The sequence below is a fragment of the Stenotrophomonas sp. Steno-Z1 genome, from assembly GCF_056393175.1.
On sequence record NZ_JBWJPB010000006.1, the window covers coordinates 166,322 to 180,723 of the forward strand.

A 14,402-nucleotide genomic window follows, 5' to 3' on the forward strand; every position below is an offset into this window, starting at 1 on the left:
TCCCGTATGCGGGGACAAGGAGCAATCAACGGCCGCGAATATTCGACCTGCCACGGGCGTGGGTGGCTACACCGCGACCCACAACAGGCGCAGCCCTTTGCCTGGCCGCTGCACGCCGTGTTCGACGCGCGGGCGCCGGATGGGCAGCGCCGGCATCCGGGATGCAGCGCCAGAGTCAGCTCCGGGTCTCGCTGAAACGAAACCCCCAAACAAAAAGCGGGCGCCCGTCACAAAGACGGACGCCCGCAAACCACACACGCTGTTACTGGTTCGCGATCAGGCTCACACCGCTGAATGCGGACTCGCCGACCAGCTTGATGTAGTACGTGCCCGCCACCGGCGCGGTGAAGCGCACGGTTTCACTGTTGCCCGGACGGGCCGACTTGGCGTCGTATACCGTCGCCGTCGGTTCCTTGCCCTGGCTCACGTACACCGACACATTGCCGCTGCCGCCGTAGGTCAGCAGGCTCAGCACCTTGCCCGCCTGCGCCTCGAAGCTGTACAGCACTTCGCTGCCGCCGGCCCCGCTCAGCCCGCCCACCGCCACCTTGTTGGTCAGCGGAATCGCGGTCGGGCCGCAGTTCTCGGTGCATTCTTCTTCCAGCGCCTTGGCCAGCGCGGCCTTGGCGTCGACGATACCGGTCCCGATCGGCGTCGCCGCCGGGATGGTCACCGGGAACTTGCGTGCCGTCGACTTCAACAGCGCTTCCAGCTCGGCCGGCGTGAACGCGTCGCGGTTGTTGGCGATGCGGGCGCTCTGCACCAGCGCGGCCACCGCGGCCACGTGCGGGGACGACATCGACGTACCGCCCTTGCCGCCGTAATCGGAGGTGCCCAGCTCGGGCGAGGTGGTGCTGCTGGAGATCGCCTGCCAGATGTAGCCACCCGGATTGCCATCGACGCTGCCACCGCCACCCGGGGCCGACAGATCCACCGCCGCGCCGTAGTTGGAGTAGTACGTGATCCCGCCGGTGATGCGCGTCGCGCCCACCGCCACCACGTTGTTGCAGTTGGCCGGACGCGCGTTGGAGACATTGCCACCGGCGTTGCCCGCGGCCACCACCACCAGCGTGCCGCGCGACACCGCACCGTTGATCGCGGCCTGGTAGACCGGATCGCAGGCGCCGCTGCCGCCCAGGCTCATGTTGATGATCTCGGCCGGATTGGCGTTGGCCGGGATCCCCGCCACCGTGCCACCCGAGGCCCAGGTAATCGCGTCGGCGATATCGGCCAGGCTGCCGCCGCACTTGCCCAGGACGCGCACCGGCAGCACCTTGGCCTTGTACGCCACGCCGGCCATGCCGACGCCGTTGTTGGTCGCCTCGGCTACCGTACCGGCCACGTGCGTGCCGTGCCAGGAGCTGTCTTCGGCCAGCGAGCCGGTGTAGCACTCGTTGTCATTTTCCACCCAGTCGCCGTAGTCCAGCGCACCCGGCACGCGGGCGTCGGTCGGACGCCGCGAGGTCTCCGCGTCGCTGATGAAATCGTAGCCCTGCAGCAGGTTGCCGCTGAAGTCCTCATGGTCGGGCAGGATGCCGGTATCGATCACCGCCACCACCACGCCCTCGCCCTGCGAGACATCCCACGCCGACGGCGCGTTGATGCCGCCGGTGGCGCTGCTGAAGTGCCACTGGTACTGCGCGTAGTACGGATCGTTGGGAACCAGCTGCTTGGTCTCGGTCGGCTTGGCGCGCAGGTCGGCGCGCTGCATGCGCGCATTGACCACCGCGTATTCCACGGCCGGATCGGCCTTCAGCTCGGCCAGCACCTTCTGCAGTTCCGCATCGCCCAGGCGGCTCTGCAGGCGGATCAGGTCCGCGCCGATGCCGAGCTTGCGCACCACCTGCGGGCTGAGCGCACCGGCGCGTGCAGTGCCACCGTTGAGGCTGGCGCGCGACAGGGCCGAATTGACCACCGCCAGCTTCGCCGAACGGTCCGACGCGGCGGCGGTGCCGGTACGGTACTTGACGATGATGCCGTTGCTGGTCTGCTGCGCGGCGGTTGCCGGACGCTGCGGTTCCTCGGTACGCGGGCTGGCGGCGAACGCCGAACCGGCGGAGATCGACAGCATCGCGGCTGCCAGCACGTTGATGCGAAGGTTCTGCTTACTGGTCACGTTGAAATCCTCTTCAAGGTCATGGATCAAACGACTGTTCAGGCCAACATTCCATGCGAGTTCCCTGGCCGGCCCTGGCCAGGGTCCCCGTGACCCGCCCCCTCAGGCCTTGCATTGCTTGCGACGTGGCCCGACCGGGCCACGCCTTGCCACGTTCCGCTTACCAGCCGAAGCCGGCACCCACGCCCACCGAGCTGTCATCGCTGCTGAAGGCACCGCCGATGGTCACCGTGGCGCGCTCGCTGAGCGCACGCTGGTAGCCCAGCGACAGCGCCGACTCGCCGCCCTGGTAGCCCACGCCCACGCCGACCCGGTTCTGGGTGCGGACGCCGGCGGCGCTGGTGGCCATGTTGAGCATGGCCGCGCTCATCGCCCCCTGGCGGTCGATGCGGCGATCCTGGTGGCGCAGGCGCTGGTCGATTTCGCCCTTGTAGATATCGAAGCTGTCGGCCATCGCGCCGAAGCGCTGGTCGGTGTAGCTGTTGGCCGTGGCGATACCGCCGTCCAGCTGGCCCTTGTTGACCGCATCGGTGGCCAAGGTACCGGCAGCCACGTTGGCCACCTGGCGTTCGGCACCGACACTGCCCACCGACACCGTATCGGCCCGATCAGCGACCGAGCCCTGGCCGAGCGCGACCGAGTTGGCGGCCGTCGCGGTGGCGCCCTGGCCGATCGCCGTGGCCGACGCGCCGGTGGCGACCGCGCCATCGCCCATCACCACCGCATTGACCGCGGTCGGTGCAGCGGCCGCTGGTGCGCTGACCACCTGTGCCGCACCGGCACTGGCGGCGGTCGGCGTACCCTGCACGCTGGCCGTTGCCACCGCCTCATCCACACGGGCCACCGAGGCGCTGGCCAGGCTGGCGGTGGACGGTGCGGCCGCGCGGGCGCGGGCGGTGCTGCTGCCGGCCACGCGCTGGTCGAGGTCGCTGACCTTGCGATCCAGCGCACCCAGCGCATCGCCGACGTTGTTGTACGTCGTGCCCTGGATCACGTAGTTGGGCGCCACGAACACGCCCTGCATGCCGACGCTGGCACCGCCGCCGAGGAAACTGGCGGCATCGGACAGCGACTGGAACAGCTGGCCACCGTTGATCGCCTGGCGACTGCCCGAGGCGATCGCGCCGCTGCCCACGTTGTCCAGCACCGTGCCCTGCACGCCGGACAAGGTGACCTTGTCGCGGCTGGCGTCGTCGTAGCCGAGCGCATTGGCGGTGACGTTCTCGACCGAGCCGATCCGCTCGTCGATGTCGCCCACGCGGGTTTCCACCGCGCCGACCCGCTGGTTGGTGGTGTTGAGCTGGCCACCGGTGACCGCGTCGGTGCTGCCGGCAGCAATGCGGCCTGCGCCCACGTTGACGATGCGGCGCGTGGCCGGACCATCGGTGCCGTTGCCGCCACCCACCGAGACCACGTTCGCTTCCACCGCACGCGAGCCTGCGCCGAGCGCCACCGCGCCGGCGCCGGACACGCCGGCGCCCGCACCGATGGCAATGCTGCCGGCACCATTGCTGGCGAAGGCGCCGTTGCCGATCGCCACGCCATTGACCGCGTTGGTCGAGGCCGAGCGGCCCAGCACCGTGCTGTTGTCACCGCGCGCCGACGCATCGGCACCCACTGCGGTGGCACCGGTCGCCGAGGCCACCGCCGCGGTGCCCAGCGCACTGCTGCGGGTGCCGCTGGCGGTCGCCGCCGAGCCGGCGGCGAGCGCATCGCTGCCGCTGGCCGTGGCCACGCCGCTGCCGCTGGCCTGGAAGTGCTTGCCGACCGCATCGGCAGTGGCCGCCACGCTATCCAGCTGCGCCTTGTTCACCGCATCGTTGGCGTTGACCGCCGCGCCGACGTTGGTGATGCGGCGCGTGGCCGGACCGGTGGTGCCATTGCCGCCACCCACCGAGACCACGTTGGCCTCGCTGGTGCGCGCACCGGCGCCCAGGGCGACGCTGCCGGCGCCGCTGGCCGAGGAGCTCTTGCCCACCGCGGTGGCGTTGATGCCGCTGTAGGCATAGCTGTCCTGGCCGATGGCGGTGGAGCCGGCCGAGGTCGCCCACGCCAACTGGCCGACCGCAGTGGTCTGCGCAGCGGTGGCCCAGGCGTTGGAGCCGGCGGCGACGCTGTTGGCGCCGCTGGCCTGGGAGGCATAACCGATCGCGTTGGCATAGGCACCGGAGGCGGTGCTGCCCCAGCCCAGTGCGGAGGCGTAGTCACCGCTGGCCTCGGCACCGTAACCGAGCGCGGTGGTGCGCACGCCGCTGGCGGCACTGAAGGTGCCGATAGCCGTGCTGTAGTCGCTGCCGGCTTCGGCGCTGTAGCCGAAGGCCGACGACTGCAGGCCGGCCGCGGTCGAACCGGCGCCGCTGGCCGTGCTGAACACCCCCACCGCCTGCGCACCCGCGCCGAGCGCGGTGGCGCCGATCCCGCTGGCGCTGGTGGCCTTGTCGAGCACCACGTTGCCGTTGGCATCTTCGTAGTACAGCGCACCACCGATGGCGGTGGCCGAGTCGGCGGTGGCCGATGCGTTGAAGCCGGACGCCGAGGCGTTGCGGCCGGAGGCCAGCGCGCCGCTGCCATAGGCCGATGCACCGGTGCCGAAGGCATTGGCCGCTTCACCGGCGGCGGTGGCATAGGCACCGTCGACGTAGCTGCCGACGTCATCGCCGTTGCCGCTGCCGGAGGCCTTGAAGTGGCGGTTGGTCTGCTCGGCCACCTCGGCGACGGCATCGAGCTGGTTGAGGTTGACCGCATCGGTGCCTTCGGTACCGGCAGCGACGTTGGTGATCTGCCGCTGTGCGGTGGCCGTGCCGACCGAGACGGTATTGTCGCGGTCGGCGCTGGAACCCGCGCCCAGGGCAACGCTGTTGACGCCCTCGGCCGAGGCATTTGCACCCAGCGCCGTGGCGCTGGCCGCATCGGCCCAGGAGTTCCAGCCGATCGCGGTGGCGTAGTCGTCGGTGGCCCAGGCACCGGCGCCGAACGCCGCTGCACCGGTGCCGCTGGCACGCGCCGGAATCAGGCCGAAGAAGGTCGACCCACCGATGGCGACGCTTTCATCGCCGGTGGCTTCGCTGGATTCGCCCAGCGCGACCGCGCTGGCACCGGAGGCCGTCGCCGAGGTGCCGACCGCAGTGGCCAGCGTGTTGGAGGCGATGGCGCCGTAACCCAAGGCATTGGACAGGCGGCCACTGGCCTCGCTGTAGCTGCCGAACGCGGAGGCGCCGGCATCGGAGGCGCTGCTGCGGAAGCCGGTGGCGGTGGCCTGCTGGCCGCTGGCCGCCGACTCAACGCCCGTTGCGGTGGCATAGGCGCCGCTGGCGATGGCACCGCCACCGACCGCGCTGGCCCCGATCTCGCTCGCGCTGGCATTGCTGCCCAGCGCCACGCTGTTCTCGCCACTGGCCTGCGCATTGCTGCCCAGCGCGGCGGCACCCTCGGCACTGGCCAGGGCATCGGTGCCCACGGCCGTGGCGCGGGTGGCCAGTGCATTGGCACCGGCACCCAACGCGGTGGCACCGTCGCCGATCGCGTTGGCCGCTTCGCCCGCGGCGAGTGCGTCATCGCCTTCCACGTATGCGCCGGCATCGCTGTTGTCGTTGCCGCTGGCCTGGAAATACTTGCTGGTCGCCTCGCCTGCGGCCGCCACGGCGTTGAGCTGGTCGAGGTTGACCGCATCGGTGCCTTCGGTGCCGGCGGCGACGTTGGTGATCTGGCGCTCCGCCCCGGCACTGCCCACCGACACGCTGTCGTCGCGGTCGGCGATGGCATCGGCACCGAGGGCAACGCTGTTCTCGCCACTGGAGGTGGCCGCGTTGCCGAGCGCAGTGCTGTTCAAGCCCGGCGACCACGCCCCGCCACCGACGGCGGTGGAGTAATTGCCCGAGGCTTCGGTGGCCAGCAGGCCGAACAGCGAGCCGCCGACGGCGACGCTGTTGGTGCCCGTGGCCAGGCTGCCCTGGCCGGTGGCGGTGCTGTACGCACCGGACGCCTCTGCATCGCCACCCACGGCTACGCTGTTGGAGCCGGTGGCCTGGGCGAAGCTGCCCAGCGCGGTGGCGTTGAAGGCGCTGGCGACGGCCAGTCCACCGATCGCGGTGGTGTAACCGGCAGTGGCTTCGGCACCGAAACCATAGCCGGCCGACAAGGTACCGCTGACCACGCTTTCAGCGCCCACGGCGGTGGCCCCCTGGCCGCTGGCGGTGCTGTAGTACCCCAGCGCGACCGACTCCTCGCCGGCCGCTTCGGACAACGCGCCGCCGGCCAGGCTGCCCGCGCCGGAGGCGATGCTGGCCGCACCGGTCGCGGTGCTCTGCTCGCCGGTAGCCTCGCTTTCGGCACCGGTCGCGGTGGCGTATTCGCCACTGGCCTGTGCGTTGGCGCCGACCGCGATCGCGTTGGCGCCGCTGGCCAGCGCGTTGAAGCCCAGCGCACTGGCGTTGTCGGCCAATGCGAACGCGCCGCTGCCCAGCGCGGTGGCACCGCTGCCGGCAGCGAAGCTGGCCGAGCCCACCGCCGTGGCGTAATCGCCGTCGGTGGCGGCGTTGGAGCCGGCGGCCACGCTTTCCTCACCACCGGCCACGGCCACGCCGTCGCCGCTGGCCTGGAACTGCGCGGTCGCGTCGCTGAGCTGGTCCAGGTTCACCGCGTCGGTGCCTTCGGTACCGGCGGCGACCTGGGTGATCTGGCGCTGGCGGGTGTCGCTGCCCACCGACACGGTGTAGGCACGGTCGGCAACCGATCCGGCGCCGAGGGCGACCGCGTTGGATGCACTGGCATTGCTGCCCGCACCGATGCCGATCGCGCTCTCGCCGCCGGCCACCACGTTGGTGCCGATGGCGATGGTGTTGATGCTGTTGCCCAGCGCCTGGAAGCCGACCGCGACGCTGTTGTCGCCGTAGCCGAACGCACCGCGACCGAGCGCGGTGGCGCTGCTGCCACGGGCCCAGCTGTTGTAGCCGATGGAGGTGGAGCCGGTCCCGCTGGCCCATGCCGACTGGCCGACCGCGGTGCCGTTGGCGGCGGTGGCCCATGCACTGCCGCCGTAGGCGGTGGCACCGTCTTCGGTGGCCCATGCGTAGGCACCGGTGGCGGTGGTTTCCTCACCGCTGGCGAAGGCATTGTCGCCCTGGGCGACGCTGTAGTCGCCGGTGGCGCGCGCCTTGTAGCCAGCGGCCAGGCTGTTGTTGCCGGTGGCCTGTGCGCCGCTGCCGAACGCGTTGCTGGTGGTGCCCGTGGCGAGTGCGCCGGCGCCCACGGCGACGGCATCCTGCGCGGCAGTAGTGCCTACGGTGACGGCGTTGCCGTCGGCATCCACCAGCGGCTGGTTGAATTCGTCATAGGCCTGGCCGAGACCGCCGATGGCGACGCTGCCATTGCCGTTGGCACTGACATTGCGCCCGACCGCCACGCTGTCATCGCCGAGCGCATTGGCCCCGTTGCCGAGCGCGGCCGCGCCGGCTCCCAGCGCGTTGCTCGCTTCACCGGCAGCCACCGCGCCATCGCCTTCGGCGAAGGCGCCCACGTCGCTGTCCTCGGAGGCATTGGCCTTGAAGCGGTTGGCGGTGACGTTGGCCACCTGGGCCACGCCGTCGAGCTGCGCCTTGTTGACCGCGTCGGTGGCCTCGGTACCGGCGGCCACATGGGTGATCTGGCGTTCGTTGCCGACATCGCCGACCGACACCGTGTTGGCGCGGGTGGCGGTGGAATTGGCGCCGAGTGCAACGCTGTTCGCGCCGCGTGCCGTGGCATAGAAGCCGACCGCGGTGCTGAGTTCGCCGCTGGCCCAGGTTTCCGCGCCCAGCGCGGTGGCCCCCTCACCCGGCGCGTAGGCGAAGTAGCCCACGGCGGTGGCTTCGGTGCCCGACGCCTCGGTCAGGGTGCCGTTGGCGGTGGCGTAGTCGCCACTGGCGATGGCGCCGGCGCCCACGGCGGTCGCCGCTTCACCACTGGCCTGGGTCTGCACGAAGAAGCCCAGGCCCGGCAGCAGGTCGGCCGGACCACCGATGGCGGTGCTGCTGTTGCCGGTGGCCACGCTCTGTGTGCCGACCGCGGTGGAATAGTCGCCAATGGCGTTGGACACCGCGCCGAAGGCGGACGCCTGCGCGCCGCCGGCGTACGCGCCGACACCGTAGGAGGACGAAGCGAAGCCCGCTGCTTCCGCGCTCGCCCCCACGGCGGTACCGCCGACGCCGGCACTGGTGGCACCGGTATCCACCGGCACGCCACCGTTGGTGATCAGCGGGTTGCCATCGGCATCCACCGCCGCGCCACCGACGGCCACGCTGCCCGGCCCGTTGGCCTGCGCGTTGTTGCCGAAGGCGGCGCTGTTCTGCCCACTGGCCACGGCGTTGAAGCCGACCGCGGTGGCGTTCTGTGCCACGGCCGTGGCGCCACTGCCCAGCGCGGTGGCCCCATTGCCAAGCGCGTTGGACGCTTCACCGATGGCAGTGGCGTTGTCGCCGTCGGCATAGGCGCCGACATCGCTCTCGCCAGTGCCGGTGGCCTGGAAATACTTACTGGTCGTGGCCGCCACCGCGCCCACGGCATCCAGCTGGGATTTGTTCACCGCGTCGTTGGCTTCGCTGCCATCGGCCACGTTGGTGATCTGGCGGCGCAGGCCGGTTTCGCCGTTGCCCACCGAGACCGTGTCGATGCGATCGGCGTAGGAGCCGGCGCCGAGCGCCACGCTGCCGACGGCCACGGCCGCGGAATTGGAACCGAGCGCGGCGCTGAAATCGGCCACGGCTACGCTGAACGCGCCGACCGCCACCGAGGCTTCGCCGCCGCTGCCTGCGCCGCGGCCCAGCGACGTGCTGCCCGCACCGATGGCCAGCGCACCGCCACCGATCGCGGTGGCACCGTCGGCGCTGGCTTCGGCCAGGCCGCCGATCGCGGTCGCTGCGCCGTTTTCGCTGGCGGCCACCGCCGACGCGCCAAGGGCCACATCGCCCAGCCCGAACGCCACCGCACTCTGCCCGACGGCCGTGCTGGCATCGCCGAGCGCCAGCGCGTTCTGGCCGAACGCACTAGCGCCCAGGCCCGCGGCCACCGCGCTGCTGCCCACCGCCGTGGTGGCATTGGCCAGCGCCTGGCTGCCCTGGCCGACGGCCGTGGCGGCATCGCCGTCGGCAGTGGCACCGGCGCCGGCGGCAAGGGCGCCGTCACCGTCGATCTTCGCCGCGTCGCTGTTGTTGCCCGCGCCATCGGCCTTGAAATAGCGGGTCGCGCCTTCGGCTGCGACCGCAACCTTGTCCAGCTGCGCCTTGTTCACCGCATCGGTGGCCGCGGTACCGGCCGCCACGTTGGTGACCTGGCGTTCCTTGCCGGCATCCCCCACCGACACCGAGTTGGCACGATTGGCCTTGGAGCCGGCACCGAGCGCCACGCTGTTGCTGGCCGAGGCGGTGCTGTTGCTGCCGATCGCCACCGCGTTGCTGCCCGAGGCCGTGGCGTTGCCGTCGACCACGCAGCTGTCGATCACGCCGCTGTTGAGCACCACGCAATTGGCATTGCCGCCCACTTCCACCGATTGCGCGTGCGCGGCCGGCGCGATCGCTGCCGTGCCCAGCCCCAGTGTCAACGCGATGGCGGCCGACAGCAGCGACGCGCCGCGTGTGTCGGTGGATCGTCGCTGGTCGATGACCACGCCGGCGGACTGGCTGCTGGCCAATTCCGAGGCGACGACCATCTGCCCCAGTGCTTTGTTCCAGACCTTGCGATAAATCCGATTCATCGATGCGACTCCTGAGTGGGCTGGTTTAGGCAAAGCGACGCCAACGCCGGACCACGTGGTCCAACGTCCCCTGGGGGCGTTTTCTCGCTTGATTTACTGCGTTGTGCCGAATGGCTTGTTACAGACGTACAGCGGACGCGCCATCCCTGCGGTTACTGTGGAACTGAACACTTTCCAAATGAGCAATCAGTGTTAACGCACCGTGCCAACAACGTCAAGACTTTGACTTCGAAAAACTCCTGACCGCCAAGCGCGTCACAAAACCGGCGGAAAACAGGCTTATTTCGTTAGCTTCATGTGAGCAATGGTCATAACGCTATTTCACATTGAAACGCGCTGTAACTCATTGCTGTCGATCACTTTCCACCGAACGCAAAAAAAAACCGCCGGCAGAACCGGCGGTTTCTTCACGCGATTTTCATCGCATCGACATCGGCAGCGTGCGCCGTATCAGCCGCACCATACTCTTGCGTTGCGGAACATCCGCAGCCACGGCGAATCGCCCTGCCAGTCACTCGGACGCCAGCTCAGGTTGAGCGCGCGCGGCGTGCGTTCGGGGTGCGGCATCATGATGGTGACCCGGCCGTCGGTGCTGGTCAGGCCGGTGATGCCGTCGGGCGAGCCGTTCGGATTGAGCGGGTACTGCGTCGCCACGTTGCCGTCGCCGTCAACGTAGCGCAGCGACACGCGTGCCGCGGCCTGGTCGACCGCCGTGGCAAACACGGCCTGGCCTTCGCCATGCGCCACCGCGACCGGCAGGCGCGAGCCGGCCATGCCGCGCAGCAGGATCGACGGCGACTCCACCACTTCCAGCAACGCCGTGCGCGCCTCGAACTGCTCGCTGCGGTTGCGGCGGAACTGCGGCCAGTGCTCGGCACCGGGGATGATGTCCTTGAGCTGGCTCATCATCTGGCAGCCGTTGCACACGCCCAGCGCGAAGCTGTCCCCGCGCGCGAAGAACGCCGCGAAGGCATCGCGCAGCGCGCTGCGCTCCAGCACCGAGGTCGCCCAGCCACGGCCGGCACCCAGCACGTCGCCGTAGCTGAAACCACCGCAGGCGGCCAGGCCGGTGAAATCGGACAGGGCCACGCGGCCGTCGATCAGGTCGCTCATGTGCACATCGAACGCATCGAAGCCGGCACGTTCGAAGATGTTGGCCATCTCGATCTGGCCGTTGACGCCCTGCTCGCGCAGCACCGCCACGCGCGGACGCGCGCCGGTGTTGATGAAGGGCATCGCCACGTCTTCGTTGAGATCGAAGGTCAGCTTGGGCTTCAGGCCCGGCGCGTTGAAGCTGCGTGCGACCGCACGCTCCTGGTCGGCGCTGTCCGGGTTGTCGCGCAGCTTCTGCATGGCGTGGGTGACCGACCACCAGGCATCGAACAGCGCTTCCCAGCGCCACTCGACCAGGCTCTCGCCCTGCAGCGACACCCGCACCACCGGCGCGGTGGTCGGGCGGGCGATGCGCTGGGCGCACTCGGTCAGCGCGTGGCGCTCGACCAGGTCGGCGAAGGCCGCGCGGTCTTCCTTGGCGATCTGCACCACCGCGCCCAGTTCTTCATTGAACAGACTGCGGAACGGATCATCGCCCCAGGCATCCAGCGTGATGTCCAGGCCCAGCCGCGAGGCGAAGGCCATTTCGCACAGCGCGGCGAACGCGCCGCCGTCGCTGCGGTCGTGGTACGCCAGCAGCAGGCCGGCCTGGCGCGCATCGCGGATCAGCTCGAAGAACGCGCGCAGCCGCTGCGCATCGTCCAGGTCCGGCACCGCGCCGGCGAATGCCGGCAGTGCGCTGTGGTCGGCATGCACCTGCGCCAGGATGGAGCCACCCAGGCGCTGCTTGCCGGCCCCCAGGCCGATCAACCACAGCTCGCTGTCGGTGTCGCGATCCAGCAGCGGGGTGAGCTGGCCGCTGGCATCGGCGACCGGAGCAAAGGCGGAGATCACCAGCGACACCGGTGACACCGACTTGTGCGCCTGGCCGTCGGCCTGCCACTGCGCCTGCATCGACAGCGAGTCCTTGCCCACCGGAATGCTCAGGTCCAGCTGCGGGCACAGTTCCATGCCCACCGCGCGCACCGCGTCGTACAGCAGCGCGTCTTCGCCGTCGTGGCCGGCTGCCGCCATCCAGTTGGCCGACAGCTTCACCGTCTCCAGCGCATCCACCGGGGCGGCGCACAGGTTGGTGATCGCTTCACCCACGGCCATGCGCGCCGAGGCGGCCGCGTCGAGCAGGGCCAGCGGCGTGCGCTCGCCGATCGCCATCGCTTCACCGGCCAGCGTATCGAACCCGGCCAGGGTGATGGCGACGTTGGCCAGCGGCAACTGCCACGGGCCGATCATCTGTTCGCGTGCGGTCAAGCCGCCGACGCTGCGATCGCCGATGGTGACCAGGAAGTTCTTGGAGGCCACCGACGGGTGTGCCAGCACGCGCAGGCCGGCTTCATGCAGGTCCAGCCCGGCGGTCTTCAACGCCGGCCAGCGCGGGGCGGCCGGGTGCGCGGTATCGCGATGCATCTTCGGCGCCTTGCCGAACAGCACGTCCATCGGCAGGTCGATCGGCGCATCGGCCGGGATGGTGTCCACGGTGGCGCCGTAGGCCACCACCAGCCGCTCTTCGGCGGTGGCGACACCGACCGCGGCGAACGGGCAGCGCTCGCGCGCGCACAGGGCGGCGAACTCGGCCAGGCGCGCCTGCGGCACGCCGAGCACGTAGCGCTCCTGCGATTCGTTGCACCACAACTGCATCGGCGACAGCGACGGGTCATCGCTGGGCACCTTGCCCAGGTCGATCACACCGCCCACGCCGGAGTCGTGCAGCAGCTCGGGAATCGCGTTGGACAGGCCACCGGCACCCACGTCGTGGAACCAGCGGATCGGGTTGTCCAGGCCGAGCGCGACGCAGCGGTCGATCACTTCCTGGCAGCGCCGCTCCATTTCCGGGTTGTCGCGCTGCACGCTGGCGAAATCGAGGTCTTCGGCGCTTTCACCGGAGGCCACCGAACTGGCGGCGCCGCCGCCCAGGCCGATCAGCATCGCCGGCCCACCCAGCACGATCACCGCATCGCCGGGCTGCAGGCGCAGCTTCTCGACCTGGTTCTGGTCGATGGCGCCGAGGCCACCGGCCAGCATGATCGGCTTGTCGTAGGCGCGGGTCAGGCCCTGCCCTTCCGGCAGTTCGAAGCTGCGGAAGTAGCCAAGCAGGTTCGGGCGGCCGAACTCGTTGTTGAACGCAGCGCCGCCGAGCGGGCCGTCCAGCATGATGTCCAGCGCCGGGGCCATGCGCGGGTTCAGCGCGCGCGGCGCCTCCCACGGCTGCGGCAGGGTCGGGATGCGCAGGTGCGAGACCGAGAAGCCGGTCAGGCCGGCCTTGGGCTTGCCGCCGCGGCCGGTCGCGCCTTCATCGCGGATCTCACCGCCCGCACCGGTGGCCGCGCCCGGGAACGGGGCGATCGCGGTCGGGTGGTTGTGCGTTTCCACCTTGATGCAGAACGCCGAATCGACCACCGCCTCGCTGCGGTACTGGCCGCTGGCCGGGTCCGGGCGATAGCGCGCGGCCGGGAAGCCGGCGACCACCGCCGCGTTGTCGCTGTACGCGCTCAACGTGTGCTGCGGGGTCTGTTGGTGGGTGTTCTTGATCATCCGGAACAGCGAATGCGACTGGTCGGCGCCGTCGATGGTCCAGCTGGCATTGAAGATCTTGTGCCGGCAGTGCTCGGAGTTGGCCTGCGCGAACATCATCAGTTCCACGTCCGACGGCTGCCGGCCCAGTTCGCCGAAGCGCTGGCGCAGGTAGTCGATCTCGTCCTGGGCCATGGCCAGGCCGAGGCGGCGGTTGGCCGCTTCCAGGTCGTCCAGGGCGATGCGTTCCAGCTCGCCGCGCGCCGGCGCGCTGAACAGCGCCTGGGCCTGGTCGGCCTGGGCCAGCACGGACTGGGTCATCGGGTCGTGCAGCGCGCGGCTGACCGCGTCCTGCGTGGCCGCATCGGCCGGCCAGCCGGCCAGGTCGATGCGCAGGCCACGTTCCACCCGGCGGATCGGCTGCCCGGCACCGCGGACCAGCTCGGTGGCCTTGCTCGACCAGGGCGACAGCGTGCCCAACCGCGGGACCACGAACCGGGACACGGCCCCGTCCTCACGCCCGGCCAGGTCCGGCTGGGCCTCCAGGATCCGGCTCAGGATCGCCGGGTCCGGGGCCGCATCGCCCTCGGTCTGGATGAAGTAGACATGCCAGGCACCGGTGATGCGCAGATCGGCGGCCAGGGACTGCAGGCGGGATTCAAGACGTTCGCGGCGGAACGGCGAAAGGGCGGATGCGCCCTCGAGGACCATCATGTCCGGGGAACCGTGGTTGGGAACGGGGCCCACCATTGTACCCAAGTCCGCTCCCGGGGCTGCTTCGGCGGGTAGGCGGCCGGCCCGGTCTTCACGGCCGAACCTTGCGCTGGCTCACGGATTGATCCGGGAATGCATGACAACGTTATCACCACCTGGCCCACGGCCAGGTCCTTGTCCGCCCCCTGCTGTTGCCGGCCTCTCCCCGGCGCCCGGACCTGCTGC

At 70.3% G+C, this 14,402-nt stretch carries 3 protein-coding genes; all 3 read right to left on the reverse strand.

The window, feature by feature from the left end; translation table 11 throughout:
- Nucleotides 1-262 precede the first annotated feature (262 nt).
- Complete coding sequence (locus tag AC06FD_RS15840) at nt 263-2,116, reverse strand: S8 family peptidase (RefSeq protein WP_478078315.1); 1,854 nt, start codon at nt 2,114-2,116, stop codon at nt 263-265.
- 160 nt (nt 2,117-2,276) lie between these two features.
- Nucleotides 2,277-9,842, reverse strand: a complete 7,566-nt coding sequence (locus tag AC06FD_RS15845) for an ESPR-type extended signal peptide-containing protein (RefSeq protein WP_478078316.1) — start codon at nt 9,840-9,842, stop codon at nt 2,277-2,279.
- Nucleotides 9,843-10,292: 450 nt separating this feature from the next.
- Entirely contained in the window at nt 10,293-14,177 is a 3,885-nt protein-coding gene (gene purL / locus AC06FD_RS15850) for a phosphoribosylformylglycinamidine synthase (protein ID WP_478078317.1), read from the reverse strand.
- Nucleotides 14,178-14,402 lie beyond the last annotated feature (225 nt).

What these genes read in the sequence shown, in the direction of transcription:
- AC06FD_RS15845 (WP_478078316.1), bottom strand. Translation starts at nt 9,842, where the DNA reads ATGAATCGGATTTATCGCAAGGTCTGGAACAAAGCACTGGGGCAGATG.
- purL (WP_478078317.1), bottom strand. Translation starts at nt 14,177, where the DNA reads ATGATGGTCCTCGAGGGCGCATCCGCCCTTTCGCCGTTCCGCCGCGAA.